The organism is Candidatus Deianiraea vastatrix, from assembly GCF_007993655.1.
Classification (GTDB): domain Bacteria; phylum Pseudomonadota; class Alphaproteobacteria; order Rickettsiales; family Deianiraeaceae; genus Deianiraea; species Deianiraea vastatrix.
In genome coordinates, this window is sequence record NZ_CP029077.1 from 978,336 (window position 1) to 995,195 (window position 16,860).

At 31.9% G+C, this 16,860-nt stretch carries 17 protein-coding genes and 1 tRNA gene; 13 read left to right on the forward strand and 5 right to left on the reverse strand.

The window, feature by feature from the left end; genetic code table 11:
- Positions 1 to 62 precede the first annotated feature (62 nt).
- Positions 63 to 1,397 carry a cytochrome ubiquinol oxidase subunit I gene (locus deia_RS04650; protein ID WP_146821044.1) on the reverse strand — a complete coding sequence of 445 codons (1,335 nt, stop codon included), beginning with the start codon at positions 1,395 to 1,397 and terminating at the stop codon, positions 63 to 65.
- Between the two features lie 79 nt (positions 1,398 to 1,476).
- Here deia_RS04650 and deia_RS04655 point away from each other — a divergent pair, with 79 nt between their 5' ends.
- The 8 genes from deia_RS04655 (at position 1,477) to queC (ending at position 9,431) form a co-directional block, all read left to right on the forward strand.
- On the forward strand, positions 1,477 to 2,169 hold the full coding sequence (locus deia_RS04655) for a DedA family protein (RefSeq protein WP_146821046.1): 693 nt from the start codon (positions 1,477 to 1,479) through the stop codon (positions 2,167 to 2,169).
- Between the two features lie 72 nt (positions 2,170 to 2,241).
- Positions 2,242 to 3,075 carry a hypothetical protein gene (locus deia_RS04660; RefSeq protein WP_146821048.1) on the forward strand — a complete coding sequence of 278 codons (834 nt, stop codon included), beginning with the start codon at positions 2,242 to 2,244 and terminating at the stop codon, positions 3,073 to 3,075.
- Positions 3,076 to 3,184: 109 nt separating this feature from the next.
- A complete protein-coding gene (locus tag deia_RS04665; protein WP_146821050.1) occupies positions 3,185 to 4,351 on the forward strand; it encodes a DesA family fatty acid desaturase in 1,167 nt (388 codons plus the stop codon).
- A gap of 193 nt (positions 4,352 to 4,544) precedes the next feature.
- Positions 4,545 to 5,354, forward strand: a complete 810-nt coding sequence (locus deia_RS04670) for a hypothetical protein (RefSeq protein WP_146821052.1) — start codon at positions 4,545 to 4,547, stop codon at positions 5,352 to 5,354.
- An 80-nt stretch (positions 5,355 to 5,434) separates the two neighbouring features.
- Complete coding sequence (locus deia_RS04675) at positions 5,435 to 6,748, forward strand: dicarboxylate/amino acid:cation symporter (protein ID WP_146821055.1); 1,314 nt, start codon at positions 5,435 to 5,437, stop codon at positions 6,746 to 6,748.
- A 53-nt stretch (positions 6,749 to 6,801) separates the two neighbouring features.
- Positions 6,802 to 7,302, forward strand: a complete 501-nt coding sequence (locus deia_RS04680; RefSeq protein WP_146821057.1) for a cell cycle transcriptional regulator TrcR — start codon at positions 6,802 to 6,804, stop codon at positions 7,300 to 7,302.
- Positions 7,299 to 8,786 (forward strand): hypothetical protein, encoded by a 1,488-nt coding sequence (locus deia_RS04685; protein WP_146821059.1) that lies wholly within the window; start codon positions 7,299 to 7,301, stop codon positions 8,784 to 8,786. Before deia_RS04680 ends, deia_RS04685 begins: the two co-directional genes overlap by 4 nt.
- 3 nt (positions 8,787 to 8,789) lie before the next feature.
- Positions 8,790 to 9,431 (forward strand): 7-cyano-7-deazaguanine synthase QueC, encoded by a 642-nt coding sequence (gene queC / locus deia_RS04690; protein ID WP_146821061.1) that lies wholly within the window; start codon positions 8,790 to 8,792, stop codon positions 9,429 to 9,431.
- On the opposite strand, the gene deia_RS04695 is transcribed toward queC, so the two are convergent.
- Together deia_RS04695 and deia_RS04700 are read right to left on the reverse strand one after the other, a co-directional pair.
- Positions 9,428 to 10,312 (reverse strand): MlaA family lipoprotein, encoded by an 885-nt coding sequence (locus tag deia_RS04695; protein ID WP_146821063.1) that lies wholly within the window; start codon positions 10,310 to 10,312, stop codon positions 9,428 to 9,430. The two genes, queC and deia_RS04695, sit on opposite strands and share 4 nt — an antisense overlap.
- A 40-nt stretch (positions 10,313 to 10,352) precedes the next feature.
- Positions 10,353 to 10,601 (reverse strand): hypothetical protein, encoded by a 249-nt coding sequence (locus tag deia_RS04700; RefSeq protein ID WP_146821065.1) that lies wholly within the window; start codon positions 10,599 to 10,601, stop codon positions 10,353 to 10,355.
- A gap of 122 nt (positions 10,602 to 10,723) precedes the next feature.
- Between deia_RS04700 and deia_RS04705 the strand changes: the two genes are divergently transcribed.
- Both deia_RS04705 and deia_RS04710 read left to right on the forward strand, forming a co-directional pair.
- On the forward strand, positions 10,724 to 11,482 hold the full coding sequence (locus deia_RS04705) for a hypothetical protein (RefSeq protein WP_146821067.1): 759 nt from the start codon (positions 10,724 to 10,726) through the stop codon (positions 11,480 to 11,482).
- Positions 11,483 to 11,490: 8 nt separating this feature from the next.
- Positions 11,491 to 12,312: a hypothetical protein gene (locus deia_RS04710; protein WP_146821069.1), complete on the forward strand. Its 822-nt coding sequence runs from the start codon at positions 11,491 to 11,493 to the stop codon at positions 12,310 to 12,312.
- Positions 12,313 to 12,708: 396 nt separating this feature from the next.
- On the opposite strand, the gene deia_RS04715 is transcribed toward deia_RS04710, so the two are convergent.
- Positions 12,709 to 13,161, reverse strand: coding sequence for a single-stranded DNA-binding protein (locus deia_RS04715; protein ID WP_146821071.1), 453 nt, complete (start codon positions 13,159 to 13,161; stop codon positions 12,709 to 12,711).
- Between the two features lie 153 nt (positions 13,162 to 13,314).
- Here deia_RS04715 and deia_RS04720 point away from each other — a divergent pair, with 153 nt between their 5' ends.
- The 3 genes from deia_RS04720 to deia_RS04730 all read left to right on the forward strand — a co-directional run bounded on the left by deia_RS04720 (position 13,315) and on the right by deia_RS04730 (position 16,170).
- Positions 13,315 to 14,160, forward strand: coding sequence for an NUDIX domain-containing protein (locus tag deia_RS04720; RefSeq protein ID WP_146821073.1), 846 nt, complete (start codon positions 13,315 to 13,317; stop codon positions 14,158 to 14,160).
- A 41-nt stretch (positions 14,161 to 14,201) separates the two neighbouring features.
- Positions 14,202 to 15,023 carry an HAD family hydrolase gene (locus tag deia_RS04725; protein WP_146821075.1) on the forward strand — a complete coding sequence of 274 codons (822 nt, stop codon included), beginning with the start codon at positions 14,202 to 14,204 and terminating at the stop codon, positions 15,021 to 15,023.
- A 112-nt stretch (positions 15,024 to 15,135) separates the two neighbouring features.
- Positions 15,136 to 16,170, forward strand: a complete 1,035-nt coding sequence (locus tag deia_RS04730; protein WP_146821077.1) for an adenylyltransferase/cytidyltransferase family protein — start codon at positions 15,136 to 15,138, stop codon at positions 16,168 to 16,170.
- Positions 16,171 to 16,736: 566 nt separating this feature from the next.
- On the opposite strand, the gene deia_RS04735 is transcribed toward deia_RS04730, so the two are convergent.
- A tRNA-Thr gene (locus deia_RS04735) sits at positions 16,737 to 16,811 on the reverse strand.
- Positions 16,812 to 16,860: the final 49 nt, after the last annotated feature.

The following is a 16,860-nucleotide window of genomic DNA, read 5'->3' on the forward strand; positions in this document are numbered from 1 at the left end:
ATATATCAAATTTTATAATAGTCAACGGAAATTATTGAATATTTAGACAGTTTCAAATCCTACTAAATCGCAGAATATCCCTTCTTAATTGTTGCGGTAACATAGCGAACAAGTATGATAGCTATAGTTGTGTAGACAAGACCTGTAAAGCATATTCCAAACAAAACTGAATATGGATCGAGGTTTGGAGTCATGGCATCTTTCGCGCGCATTACGCCATATACAACCCAAGGCTGTCTGCCAACTTCAGTTACATACCATCCGCAAATAGCTGCAACTGGGCCAAGGCATGTTGACCAAATTGAGATATTTCTCATTACTTGCGCCATTCCTTTTGCACGAGGGGAAAGAGTTCCACGGCGAGAAGCGATTGAGCCCCATATTCCAAGAATTATAAACAAAACTCCAAGCCCAACCATTATTCTAAAGCAATAGAAAGGAATTGCAACTGGGGCTCTGTCTTCAACTGGAATGTCTTTAATAGCAGGTATTTTACCGTCTTTTGAGTGTGTTAGGATTATACTTCCAAGAGCAGGAATTGCAACTTCATAGTCATTTTTTTCCTCCTTCACATTTGGGACTGCGAAAAGCACAATTTTTTGAGACCCTGGCTCATTTTCCCAATGTGCTTCAAGCGCTGCAATTTTTGATGGCTGATGCTTTAGTGTATTTAGACCATGTCCATCGCCAAGGAAAACCTGTAAAAGCGAAGCAATCATCAAGAAAGTTGCTGAAATTTTTGCCGCTTTTGTTGCAATTTCCGTGTCTTTATCCTTCTTAATTAGATAGCAAGAAATTCCAAAAACAAACAAGGATGCAGAGATAATTGCAGCATCTATCATGTGCATGTATCTCCAAGCAAATGATGGATTGAAAATTACATCAACCCAATTAACAACATGAACAATGCCATCTTTTAGCTCAACTCCTGCTGGCGTTTGCATAAATGAATTGGCAGATAATATCCAAAATGCTGAAATTAGTGTTCCAATTGCAACACAGAATGTTGAAAATAAGTGGAATTTTTTACCAACTCTGCTCCAACCAAATAGCATAACACCAAGAAATGATGCTTCTAAAAAGAATGATGTAAGAACTTCAAAAGTAAGTAACGGTCCCAAAACATTACCGCCAACATCTATTAATTTTGAAAATGTAAGACCAAACATGAAAGACATCATTATACCACTAATCACGCCAACGCCAAAGAGCATGGCAAAAATTTTCGACCAGAACTTGCACAATTTTAGATATTTCTGATCTCCAGTTTTAACAAAAACGCTTTCAAAAAATAAAATAAGCCAAGAAAGACCTATATTTAAAGTTGGGAATATTATATGAAATGTAATCGCAAGAGTGAAATACGATCTTGCCAAAATAAACTCTAAACCTTGCATAATAGCAAAAAATAAACAACAATAATTATTTACTCAATTAACATATAATTTTTTTTTGTCAACTTTTTTTTATTGACTTTTGAAATATTCTTTTTTAAAAGTTCATAACATAATTAAAAATATCATGGATATATCACAATTTTTAAATGATGTTATCGCATTTTTTGACAAAATGGGATATATAGGTGTGATCGGAATAATGGCAATTGAAAGTACATTTTTGCCAATTATTATACCAAGTGAGGTTTTCTTAATAACTTATGGCGTTGCTGCATATAAAGGTGAAATGAATATATTTTTAGTGATTTTATCAGCAAGTTTTGGTATACTTCTCGGTTCAATTGCAACATATTATACATCAGCATGGCTTGGAAGAGGCTTGCTTTACAAATATGGCAAATTTTTCTTTCTACCAAAAGAAAGAGTGCAATACTGGGAAGGACAATTTTTAAAATATAGTAAATTTCTGGTATTCTTCGGACGCTTTGTTCCAATTCCGGCTGTAAAACATTTTGTTGCAGTGCCTGCTGGTCTTAGTCGCATGGATATTAAATTATTTTCCGTTCTTACGACAAGTGGTGGAACTATTTTTTCAATAATTGTAGTGCTTCTAGGTTACGCATTTGGCAAAAAAGCCGAGGCTTTAATTGAGAATTATTCGTCTTTTGAAATGCTACTTGCATCAATTATACTTTTTGTTGTCATACCAGCATTAATATATAAAATATATCTTTTTTTTGCAACGAAAATAAAAAAAAGAATGAAAAAGTAACACCATATATTTTTTCGTTGATTTTTAAAAAATCTCAATATAAAAATTAGAGCAAGATAGCTATTTTAATCTATGAACAAGAACGATTCAGATATTATAAAAATATTGTATGAATCCGGAAACTACTTTTCCGATGGAATGAAATGGTATAAAGATGTTTATTTATCGTCAACAATATCAAGAAATTTATATCTTATTGTAACGATATTACTTGGGATTGCATTTTTCTGCTCTTGTGCGTTAATAAACAAATTAAATTCCATGAAACCAAAAGCTAGAATTGTAACTCAAATTGAGCAAAAAGATGATGTAAGTGATATATCAATATCAAAAATTGATAAATATTATCACCCAACGCTTGGTATTGCAAAAATACTAATAAAGCAATATATTTCATCTCGTGAAGAATATAAATATGATGGGCTATATTCAATTGGAAGTATTCAAGATCAAGTTAAGATTGTTGAAGAAATGTCATCACGCGATATTTTTATGCAATTTAGTAAAACAGTAAGAGATGAAGGTGGAATAATGTATCTTTATGAAAACCGAATAAACAAAACAATCACTATAGAAAGCGTTGAATATGAAAGTGGGAAAAATTTTATAGATAATCTAATGTACACAATTATGCCCGGAAAAATACCATCTCGTGCAAAGGTAATTTACACAGAAGAGCTATCAAGCCTTGGTGTTACGAAAAAATATCTAGTTAATATAGATTATCAAATAAAAATTCCATTTAAAAAATCTGAGGAAAATATTGACTTTATTGATAAAAATCAAGCAACAAAAAAAGACGAAACAATTAACTCAATTAAGTCATATTTAACAGGTCTTGATGAAAATTTTGACCCAAAAATACAATTCAAAATCACAAAATATGAAAAAATATTAATATCATAATTAAAATACTGCATTATTTTATAGCAATAAACTCAAATTACTCAAAAAAATAAAAGTTCTTGACAATTAAAATTATAGTGGTTTTAGAATGTAAATTTTGTTTGAAAAAATGGTTAGTCCACTAGTCTTTACTTTGGTTGCAACGCATGTGACAATTGCGGGTGTAACTTTGTTTTTGCATAGATCTCAGGCCCACAAGTCTGTTACTTTGCATCCGATAATTGCTCATATTTTTAGGTTTTGGCTTTGGCTGACGACTGGAATGGAGACGAAACAATGGGTTGCAATTCACAGAAAGCACCATGCAAAGTGCGAAACTGCTGAAGATCCACATTCACCTGTTTATTTAGGCGTTTGGAATGTTATGTTTTTAGGCGTTTTATTCTATAAGAAAGAATGCAAAAATCAAGTAACTATGGAGCAATATGGTCAAGAAACTCCAGAAGATTGGCTTGAAAGAAATGTATATGCAAGACACTCTGCAAAAGGAATTTTGTTAATGTTATTAATTGATTTGTACCTTTTTGGCGCAACTGGTCTTGTTGTTTGGCTTATTCAAATGGCTTGGATTCCTTTCTGGGCTGCAGGTTTTATCAACGGTGTTGGTCACTGGTTTGGTTACAGAAATTTCGCTGCGAAAGATACATCAACGAATATTTCTCCACTCATTTTACCAATAGGTCTTATAGTTGGCGGTGAAGAATTCCACAATAATCACCACGCTTTCCCAAGATCTGCTCGTCTTTCTTACCAAAAATGGGAGTTTGACATAGGCTGGTTTTATTTAAAAACCCTAGAAAAATTCGGTCTTTGCAAGATTCATGAATTCCTTCCTTACCCTGAAAAAAGATCATCTAATTTCAAATTTGGAACAAATCTACAATTGTTTGCAAATAAAATGGTAAGCCTTAGAAAATATGAATTAAATGTTCTAAAAAAAGCACTTTCTGAAAGATTTGATGAAGTTAGCGCTAAAGTTAAAGTTTCATATAAATCGGCACTCAGGGCACTCAGCACACACACAAGTGCGATGAACAAAGAGGAAAATGCAAGACTTTCAAAGATTTGCGACTCAAGCTCTCACATTGCAAAGCTATATAAATTCAAGGAAAATCTTGAAGAAGTATGGCAAGGCGTTGGACTTTCAGTTGCCGAAAGAGCTGAAAAAGTTAAGGCTTGGTGCAAGGAAGTTGAAGAAACTGGAAATGAAGATTTGATTAAATTTTCAAATTACATCAAGGCTAAAATGGGTATAGGTCAAAAAGCCAAGGCTTAAAATAAAATCCATTCTTAGATTTAAACAGCCTCGTAATTGGGGCTGTTTTTACATTTACAACTATAAATTCAAATAAAATCTACCAAATTTCTAGATATTATAAGGGATATTTCTTTTTTATTACTTTTTACTTCAAAAAAATATTTTAACAATTATAGTAGGGTGTATTTATCTTTATTATTTTGTAAAAAATATGATTACAAAGGGGAAAATTGAACAATGCGTTAATGTATTATCTTTATCAATTTTAGTTGCGTTCTCATGCGCCCATATACAAGAAAAAACCAAGCAAAATAGAATACAATCTGTAATATCTGACTATACTGTTTTAAAAAATGGAATAAACAAATTCCATATATCATACCAATATTACCCTGGAGATGTACCAATTAATAAAATATCAGGCAGTATAAGCGAAAGTCAAAAATCAGCATACCTTGCACAAAGCCGCGGTAATCAACTTGGAAACGGAAGAATAGAATATTTATACTCCGCAAGAGTTGCCTTTATTCAACTTGCCATGTCAAACATAATACCAAAAATTGTCAATCCAAAAGCTGAAATACACGAAGATAGCAGTCTTACTTTAGCAAAAAGTGCAAATGTCACTCTACCTGTCGTCAGTGGATATTCCGATAAATCCGTTTGGTACATAACAACTGATACATCCGATAAATACGGTGAAACCATAGGTCCAGATATTTTAAGACAAAAAGATGTTTATGCAAAAAATGCCAAAAAAGTAAAGTTAATAATAGCAAATTATGTCAGTATAAACACGTTATATCCCATAAATAACGCAGATATAGGTGGCCTTACAGTATATGATGCAAATATGATAGATCGCAAAATAGACGATGGCAACGGATATAAATCAACAGGCATAATGTTTGCAGATAATACACTAATTGACAATAATTGTGTTCATAAAAATGGAGAATACAAGAAAAAAAGGAAAGACATTTCTTACAAAAATCAATGTTTTGTTGCAATGACAATTTAATTTTTGTGATTTAAAAGATATGTAAATTTTCCTTGCTTTTAAATTTATTGGTAGTATTAATTGAGAAATTTTTGTTTGAAATGTCAAGACGTAAAAAATCTTTTTTTGGTATTTTTCTCTTACCTTGCAGTGCATTCTTTAAGCTAAGTCTTGGAAAACAGATTAGTGTTGCAATTATTTTAGGCTGCTCGTTTGGTGTATTTTTACGCTTTTTTGACATAGGTCTAAACCCTGCATCTTTTAAGGTTTTGGGCGATATTTTCCTAGATCTTGTGAAAATGACTATAGTTCCGCTTATATTTTTTGCGATATCTTCTGCGATTTTATCAATGGGAGACGTAAAAACCCTTGGAAAATCCTCTATGCAAGGGGTTACTTTGTTTATTATAACGAATGTTTTTGGAGTGTTAATCGGGCTTTTTACCGCTGTTTTTTTACACCCCGGTCTTGGTTCAAATATTGATTTGTCAAAGCTAAAAGTTGATGGCAGTATACAAAAATTAATTGCCTCCGGAAAGGTAAATACCTCCCTTGGCGACAAGCTTTTACACATTATTCCAGATAATGTTTTTCGTGCTTTTTACGAGGCAGATTTACTTCAAGTTATGTTTTTTGCGATAGTTTTTTCAGTTGCAGCAAGCTCTGTTCGCGCGAAAATCGGCTCTGGGCTTAGCAATTTCGTACAAAGCTTCGCGCAAATTATGTATGCAATGGTAAAAATCGTAATGAAATTCGCACCTTTTGGTATATTTGGACTCATGACATGGATTGCGGGTGTGCAAGAGGTTTCCGTTATTGCATCGCTTGTAAAGCTCTTCGCATCGGCAGTTTTCGCAATATTTATCCTAGTATTTATCTTCTATCCCGCGTGGCTTTTCATTCGCTTTAGAGTAAATCCAATTATTTTTATGAAAAAAATGATGCCGGTACAGATTTTCGGGCTTGCAACAGGCAGCAGCGCTGCGGCACTTCCAATGAACATGAAAATCGCCGAAGAAGAGCTTGGAACAAGCAAGGATTCAACGAATTTACTAATGCCAATCGGCACTAGCATAGGGATGAACGGGAATGCCTGCATTTTAGCACTTTATTCTGTCTTTGTTGCACAGCTTTTCCACATCGAAATCGGGCTTACTGATTACGCAACTATAGGTCTAATCTGCTTTTTAAGCTCTCTTGGCTCCCCCCCAATTCCTGGCGGCGCGGTTATAATTTTATCTGGAGTTTTAGCAACTTTAAATTATCCGCTTGAGGCTTTATCGCTAATTTTCGCAATTGACAAATTAATTGGTCCCGTGCGAACGGCAGGAAATGTTACTGGCGAGGCTTTTACCCCCTTGTATATTGACATTTTGAATAAAAGATGGGACAAAAAAAAGTATTATCAAAAATAACTCTTGATTTTTGAAAAAATGGTGTTTAATTTGTATTACAAATATTTGAATATATGGTTATAAATCCAAAAGGAACAGCGGCTTGGCTTATTGAAAATACATCGCTTACATTTGAACAAATAGCAGATTTCTGCCATCTTCATTACATGGAAATTGAGGCTATAGCAAATGATGAGGTTTTAGTTCAGCCTGTAAATCCGATTGAAAATCATCAACTAACGAGAGATGAAATTACAAGATGCGAGTCAAACGAGAATACAATTCTAACCATGACAACTTTCATGAAAGATCTTACTAAAAGCACGAAGAAAAAGAAATATAAACCAATTGCAAAAAGGAATTTAATACCATGTGCTATATTGTATTTAATTATTAAATATCCAGAATTACTTGATAAGCACATTATAAAGCTCGTTGGTACAACTCAATCAACAGTTACAAAAATAAGAGATAGATCGTATAAAGGCATTGCGTCAATTACACCAAAAGACCCGGTTCTTGCTGGATTTTGTACCAATGCCGATATTCAAGAATATTTAAATGAATTACAATGAATAAAATTAGCTATTTTAAAATATTGATTTGCACGCTCTGCCTAACGTCTTGTGCTAAGTTCTACAATTCAGCATCAAATCTTTCGGCAAATAGTTGTCAAATCCTGCTAAATCAATCAATATTTGAAAATAGGGTATCTGATAGTTACAATGATAAAATAATAAAAGATACAATTGAATACGAAAAATCTCAAGCTAATCAAAATCAGGCAGAAATAGTATTCTTATTAGAAAAAATAAAGGCAAAGCAAATATCTGATGATGAAAAAAAATTATTACGAATAGAAATTAACGAGAGAATGAAAAGAGAAATTGAATACTATAAGGCATTTTTACAATACTTTTCATCAAATGATTCAGCTGTATATAAAAATAGCACATCGCTAATTGAAGGCGTAATAGAGGATATGGAGATTGCAAGAAGCATTTTTAATCAAAATTATAAATCTATATTATCTGGTGAAATGCCATCAAGATATAACATGAGCGGTGATAGCATATTTTTCTGCAATGCAAACAAAAAACAAATTCTTGGCAAAAGAGATATAAACGCCATGATGCACATTGCACTAAATATTGTAAGTGAAATTTATAAACTCAATATTGATGGCATCTTAATGAATGGAGAAAAATATATTACAGAATCAAGCATACTAAAGCAAATACCGCTACCACGAAAATTTAGCACAACAGACAGCTATACAAAAGGTAAGAGCTCATTTTATTTAGTGAAAAAAAACCTATCCACATCATCACTTATTGTTCCAACAACTGGGCATGATGGCGCAAATGAGCTAATTAAAATTAAATATCAAAATCAACAAAAGGGTAAAAATCTGCCTTTTTATGCCAATATATTCAAGTTAAATCAAGATATTACACCTGAATTTATTATATGGTCTTATAGAATGTTCTTTAAAGAAGGCTATATACCAGCTATCTTCCTCACAAAACTAGGCTCATACGATGAGTTTATGGATAAATTCAAGCCAATAAAAATAAAGAGTATTGCAAAAAGTATCAAACCTGGGCAACTAATAGTAATATCAAGATCAATAAAAACAGATTGCAGGCTTGAAAGCGTTGTAAATTATGGAAATGATCATATAGTTGGAATTGTTATGGATTATGACATTAACAATAAAGATATACTAATATTAACCGAGTATGGATTAATTAAAAAGCTTGATAAAATTGGGCTTGGGTATGATTCAATATCGGAAATATCATCTGGCATTATTGATCAAAAGATATATTTATTTGAGCCAATTCGTGAAAATTTGATAGCAAAAGATAATAATGAAGAAAAAAAGATAGATATTGATTCTGCAAGTGATGATGTTGTTGATAACGCAAAAGCTAGCAATGTGGAAACAAAAACACAAGTTCCAAGCAACTCAAGTAAAGATTTAGCACCATCAAAAGACACGAAAACCGAAAAAGAGCTAACAACATCTCGCAAATTACTGATTAATCAAAAGTAGTATATGAAAAAATGTGTTTTATTGCTATCTGGAGGGCTTGATTCCGTTACAACACTTGCCTTGGTAAATAGTCAAAAATATGATGTCTATGCAATTAGCTTTTTATATGGGCAAAAGCATAGCATAGAGCTTGAATATGCAAAACACAATGCGGAAGTATTTAAGGTAAAGCATAAAATATTTGATATGAGATCTGCATTTAGTGATTTTAATTCATCATTACTTGGAGTTGGTGAAATTAGCAAGACTGGCGTTATCGACGATGGCATTCCAAATACCTATGTTCCTGCAAGAAATATAATATTTTTGTCAATTGCACTTGGATATGCGGAAAGCATTAATGCAAAGGAAATCTTTATAGGGGCAAACGCTATTGACTATAGCGGATATCCAGATTGCAGGCCTGAATTTATAGAATCTTTTCAGAAAATGGCAAATATAGGAACAACATTTTCCAATGGCGAATTGAAAATACAAACGCCATTAATTGCAATGAAAAAAAGTGAAATTATCAAACTTGGCTTATCGCTTGGTGTTGATTATTCAAAAACAATATCATGCTATAGCCCCGAAAATGGTAAGGAGTGTGGGAAATGCGATTCATGTATAATTCGAAAAAAAGGTTTTGAAGAGGCAGAAAATTAGAGTGCTTGAAACATGCACTCATCATGCCAAGGGTGAGAGATGCAAAAATCTGACAAGTCTGTTATATTTACATCATTTGTTCTTGTCTTGTAAATGCCATTTCTAATAATCTTTACACGAAGATCTGCACTATATTTCATAAATTGATAATACATATCACGATATGCAACATAGCGATCTATCGCTGTGTTATCTATATCAGTTGTAATTCCCATTAATCTTGCTCTAATATCGATTAATTTCACAGGGAGTAATCCAATATTATATTTATCACTTGTTAAAATATGACGAATATTTTCATTATCTTGAAAAAGACGATAAGATATTGGCATTGTGCCATCTTTAAATTCCATATTTAACGCCATATTAAAAGGCATATCTATAGCCATTCTTGTAAAACTTGGTCCAAAAAACGGTAAAACAAAATAACTACCAAGATCCACACCCATAAGAGCTAGAGTATCACTAAAGTTTTTCTGCATCGGCTTTAAGTCAAGCTTATTTGCAACATCAAAAAATCCAAACAATCCAAAGGTACTATTTATAAAAAATCTCCAAGTTAAAATTCCAAAGCCTTGAGCATCGCCTTGAGTTGCAGATATTATAATATCGCTTGGAACTTGAAGATTTAAAATAAAATTTGAAACTTTTGATCTTGCATCACGACTTGTAACTTTAATATATGATCTGGCAATTGGGGCAAAAAAATAATCATCTATAGCCATATTAAATGCAAATATCTTGCGGTTTATTTTTTCATATGGATCTGGGGTTAGCGGTATTTTTTTCTCAAATTCAGCAAATTCATCATCACTATATTCTGCGGCAAATGATGCATTAAATGAGAATAGTATTAGAAATATTATCAATAATAAACGCACTATTTATAAATATATATGAAATAGTAATCTAAGATAATTTCTAAAAAGCAAGTATTTTTATTATATAAGTCATTATAGTTTGTATTGCTGCAAAAAGGTAAATTATGCGTTTAAGAAGTCTATTTTCCATATCTTTAAGGTCAAGCTTTGTTGCATATAATTGTTTATTTTCATCATTTATTGTTTTTATTACATTAATAATTACATTAATTTGCTTATTTGAGAAATGTGAGACTTGGGTAAGAAGATCAATGAACTGTATATTATCTGGATTTTTACTTACTTTCATATTAAAGAAAATTTTGCACAAAGGGGAAATATAATTTTTCACTGTGGAAGCAAAAAAAAGTTGATTTTTGTTTTTTAGTTGTTGAAATAGAGTAGATTTTTTATTATAACATGTTTCAAAATATGCGTGGAATATTTTTACACACCATCTATTCAGCAAGAAGGGATAGATTTATAATAGGTATTTTATTTGGAATGATTATAGCGTCAATTATAGCTGGATTTCTAGGAAGCACTTCGATTGTTGAATCTGATCAAATGAGAGTTATCTATGCTTCGGCAACATGTCGTTTTATTATTATGATTGGAATGATGGTTTTTATTTCATTTCATATTAAAAGATTATTTGAAAACAAGGAAATGGATGTCTTTTTATCAAGAATCCCATCGCGTGCATCTATAATATACTCTTTTGTATCATCATTTTTATTAATAAGCTTTGTATTAATAGCGCAAGCTGTATTTATAATGTGTGTAATATATATGCAGGATTTTGTAAATATAATGTATTGGGGATTAACATTAATGCTTGAGGCGGCAGTTGTAGTTACAATGTCATTACTTTTATCAATTGCAATTAGAAGCTCGACACTTGGATTATTAATGTGTTTTGGTGGATATTTTATATCCAGAGTTATAGGAAATTTTGTTGCATATATTGATATGTCTAAAGCTGGGCTTTCTTTTAACTCAATTACGGAAGTTATATTAAAAATATTATCAGTAATAATACCAAGACTTGATTTATTTGCAAAAAGTGATTTTATTGTATATGGGTCATATTCTCTAACAAGTACTGGGATTTTACTTGCACAGGCTATTTGTTATAGTATATTTATTACTTTTGTTGCAATTTTTGACATTAGAATGCGTGAATTTTAGTTTAAATTATGAGAAAGATAATACATTCATGTGAATCTGAATATTATTTTGTAAGAAATGTTATATGGCTATTTTTTGCACTAAATTTTCTAGTATGGTTCTTTTTAACGAAAAATATAAAACCAGATTTAACCATTACCCCTGTTCCACCTGGAAAACACTTAATGAAATTTTTCTCCATGGGCGATGATAGCTTTATTTATCGGCATTTTGGATATAAAATACAAATGGCAGGTGATGACTATGGAACAACAACGCCACTTAAGGACTATAATTATGCAAAACTGCAGAAATGGTTTTTACTATTAAATGAATTTGACCCTATTTCTGAATATATTCCCTCTCTTGCTGGGCTTTATTACTCAAATTCGCAAAATCCACTTGATAATATATATATAGTTGATTATTTAATTAGTTTTGCAAAAAGAGATCCAAGTAGATATTGGAGATGGCTTACAACTGCAAGTTATCTTTCTGCAATAAAGCTAAAAGACATGACAAGAGTTGAAGAGGCGTCAAAATTGCTTTTAACTACGAATGAAAAAGTTCCTCTTTGGGCAAAAACTGTTGGAATATTTATGATGACTAAGAAAGATTTATGCTCATCGCTTAATTTAATAGCCTCGCTTGAGCAAGAGCAATTTGAACTTCTTGCAACGGATAAGGTTTTTAGTGGAAAGAGCCCTGAAGAGAATATATTTGTGCAAATTATTTTAAATAGAATAACGGAAATTAAGAAAAATCCACAAGCTGCACAGAAATGTAAAGTAAGTAAGTATAAAATAGATAAATACAAGGAATTTATTCCAACGAAGAAGGATGGAAAGTAGTGACTCAGTTATTACAATCGGAAAGCCTTAATCTGAATAACTATGCTTATCTCACAAATAAATTTGAATTTGTATCAAAAGCACAGGCTAGCTTTGCGTAAATTAATCTAAAATTCTGCTGTTAAAAATTCCATAAGAAAGATGGGAAGTAGTAATGAACATCGGCCAAGAAGTGTAAAATAATTTCTACAGCTCAGGAATAAATTTGCAGCTGCGTTTTCTTTAATAACAGTGATTTTGGCAATAAAACAGATATAAGTAAGTGCATCCAATAAAACTGGATTAATTTTTATTGAAACATTACAATTGTTAGATGTAACAAACAATCGCAAATAAACTTTTGGTTGCAGTAAAAACTATTTTCTTAGAGGCGTTCAATAAATTTCAGCACATCCATTAAAATGGAATATCGTCATCTATATGACCTGAATGATCTTGTGATGCAATTTGCTCTTTATGTGAGCTGCCATCCTCTGCTGAATTTATCGACCTATTATCGCTAGATCCAGACTTTGAGTCAAGAATTTTCACTGTTCCACTGTAATTTTGCAAGACTATTTCTGTAATTGTACGCTCATTTCCGGAAGCATCAGTATATTTACGAGACTTAATTGAGCCTTCAACATATAATTTTGTACCTTTTTTAACATATTGCCCTATAATATCTGGCAGTCTATCGCCATAAACAACGATTCTATGCCATTCTGTGCTATCTCTTTTTTCGCCATTTTTATCTTTCCAAGTTTCAGATGTTGCAAGGGAAAAATTTACAACTTTAGAGCCACTTTGCATTACTTTTACTTCTGGATCTTGGCCAACATTACCAACTAAAATAACCTTATTTATCATAAAATACTTACAATTGTAAAAAGATAGCAAGATATTTTTTAAAATCAAGAAGTTTTTTATTTTTCAATCCCCAAATAAAAGCTTAAAAAAGTTGATTATTATAAAGAAGCTTTCAAGTTTAAGAAATAGTTAAAAAGTGATTTTATCAAAATTATGCTACACAGATATTCATTTAATAAGCTTGTACGGTCAAAACTTTTTGAAAAAGAGGTAAATGGCGAAAAAAGAATAGCATCTTACAAGATACTTGGGCAAGAGGAGTACAAAAAAGAGCTATTAAACAAATTTCACGAGGAGGCAATGGAGGTAATCGAGGCTAAAGATAGGGGTGAGTTAATCGCTGAAATTGCCGATTGTTACGAGGTTATAGACGAAATTTTAAAAGCCAATAACATAGCAAAAGACGATGTAATTTTAGCACAAACGAAAAAAAGAGAGCAAAAAGGCAGCTTTGATAAACGAATTTTTGTAAATTACATGCAATATGACGATAAAAATCCATTACACAAAGAGGCTTTTGACTATATTCGAGACAAAAATCAGAACGAAAAATACAAACTTATCGGCTCATACGAAAAACATATTATAGATTTTATAATCACAAATGAAAAAGGACAGATTTATATCCAAAAAAGATCTGCTAGCCGGAAATCTTACCCAAATTGCTGGGAATTACCGGGTGGAACACTTGAAATTGATGAAAATTTCAGGCAATTAATTAAAAGAGAGTTAAAAGAAGAGTTAAATTTAGAACTTGTGAAAATAAACGAGATAGTATTCGATGGCGATTGCGTAATTAACGGCGAAAAATGTGCATATACTGTATTTTCAATTCAAGTTAGTGGATGGGAAAATTTCAAGCTTGAAGAAGGCAAGGCTGATGAATTTAAGTGGATTTCAAGGAAGGAGATTCAAATCTTAAACGTTGCAAGAGAAGATGGCAAAATTAACCCCGTCTATGAGGCGGCAAGGCATTTCTTTGAAAAACTTCTTGATTAATAACTTTTTGTTATTAGAATTTGGTAAAATGTGCTAAAATTATGAAAAAATTACTGTTAATTACTGCATTAATGCTGGTTATTTCGTGTGCGAAGTGTAGCGTAAAAAAAGACGAAAAACTAACCTTCATATTCGATTTTGATGCAACTATGTATAATTTTAATAAAGATTCTGCATATTTTGATCAAATATATTACAGCATTGTAGGTGGTGATGAGAAAAAAATGGCCAAATATCAAGCATTCGTTAGCGATTTAATAAAAACGCAGAAGGAGCATGATGTTGTCAAGAATATCGCGGCAAAATATTACAAAAATGTGTCTAAAAAAGATTTAAATTTTGCAATCGGAAAAATCATAAAACATCAAACACCTGGGCTTGGAAATGTCATTAAAAAACTAAAATCGCAGGGGCATCAGGTTTTAATAATTGGCGGCTCAGCTTTCGGCTGTGGCATAATCCCAGATTTTGTAAAAGAATTTGGAACTTCAAAAAGCGATATTTACTCGGGATATTTTAAAGATTTTTCAAAACAATCTCTTCAAACTGCTTTCAAATTTGATACTACAAACTTTGAATATGTAAATTGTGCAAACCCAGATAGCCATACAGTCTATTCAAAAAAGAAAAGCGACTTAATTAAATTACTCAAAAAAGAAGGTAAAATCAAAGGAAAAGTCGTACACATAGGCGATGGAGAAAACGATTTGGAAGTCTGGAAGGCAAAAGAGGCAGACATTTTCATCGGCTTTGGCGTCAATAGATACAGCAAAAAAGTTGAGGCTGGAAGTAAGATTTATGTCAAAACTATGGATGGGTTTAGGGATGAGATTAGAAGGATATTGACAAAGAGCCGTAAATAATAGAAATATCAATTTTCAAGTACAAAGAACTGCATAATCTAGCATATTTTTGCAAAAAACTCTTGATTAATAACTCTTTGTTATTATAATTTGGCAACAATGCGCTAAGATTATGAAAAAATTACTGTTAATTACTGCATTAATGCTGGTTGTTTCGTGTGCGAAGTTTAATAAAAAACAATACAACCTCGTCGTCTACCCAGGGCGCTTTCAGCCATTTCATCAAGGTCATTACGATATGATTAAAGAGGCAAAAAAACATGGAAAACATGTTTTAATTGCAATTTCTCAGGCAAAAGGCATGCAAAAAGACGAAAGAAATGTATTTAGCGGAGATGATAGAGAAAAGATGATTACAAACACCCTCACGGAAGACGGATTTACAAATTACTCTATCATCCAACTTGACTACGTCAAAAAAGGTAAAACCATCCAAGACTGGGATAATAATTTAATCAAAACCGCAAAGTCTGAATATAGAAAAATCTTCAAAGCAGAGCCAAATAAAGATGATATTGCCTTTATTTACTACGATAGAGATAAGGCAAATTATGACAAAAGATTTGAGAAAGACTTCGACATTATTCAAGTTAAATCATCTTTTGATGATGATATTTCTGCGACAAAAGTTAGGGATGAATTTTTTGAACAGGGTTTCGTTGACAAAAAATTGCCAAGTGGAACAAGGGATTTTTTAGACAACTTCCACAAAACCATCACAATTAATAATATAGAAATTAACTATATAGAAAATTTACCAAGCAATAAAAATTATCCAAGAATGAGCGCTATATCCAGGGATAAAAACTTTAAAGATGGATGGGTGCAAATTGTTGACACAGACTCAAACTGGGAAAATGGCAAGTGGAGGCATTTTGTAGACTGGGATCCAAAATTTACGAAATATCCACTTTATAGCTATGAAAATTTTAATGACGAACCGCAGTGGGCTGTTCCAAATGGTCATACTTTACACTGGAAGGCTAAAACCTTTCCTGTAAGGCTGATGAATGACAAAATTATTGCGATTGGAAAAGGTTTTTCTTGGGGGTTTGTCGCAAATGGATCGAAAATTAAGATGATTAAGCCAGAAAGCGTTATTGCTGATAAAGAAGTTTTACAGGAGCTAAAAATAGAAAATAAATAAAGCAAAACCCAGTAAATTTAGGATATTTTTTGACAGTTGGTACAATTATCCATATTTGTTACATACCTTCATTGCATTGCAAATAAAGCCTTTGAATCGTAAAAAACTCGTTTCTAAAGCTATGCACAAAGTAAAAATGCAGTAATTTAGTTAATTTTTGATGAAAATGTACAAAAACAACGAATCCCTAAGCATATTAACCTTAATGAACATATGCAAACAAGATCTTAACTTAAAACTGGCAAAACACTCGTTTGCAAAGCTATGAATTTAGGGTTTTTGTGTAGAAAATGTATTGCAAAATAAGAAAATAATGAATAGCAAGGGTCGAGATTCTCGTTTATCTAAATCCATGTAAGTTATGGTGTTTAGTGTCGAAAATCAGGAGAAATCTCCAAATTATTAGCGTGATTCACCTGTAGTAACGCTATAAATTATGATAAAACCAGAATAGACACTAGTTTATATAGTGTGAACTTAAAATGGAAATAAAGGTAATTTAGGCTGTTTTTATAGTGATTTATTCACAATGATTAAAAATCGTATTTTATGGTAGAGATAAAAAGTGGTGCCGTTTACGGGAATTGAACCTGCGACCTCTTCCTTACCAAGAAAGTGCACTACCACTGTGCTAAAACGGCTCTTATTTGAATAAATTAACATTCATTTTTTAAATGCAAGCAAAAAATT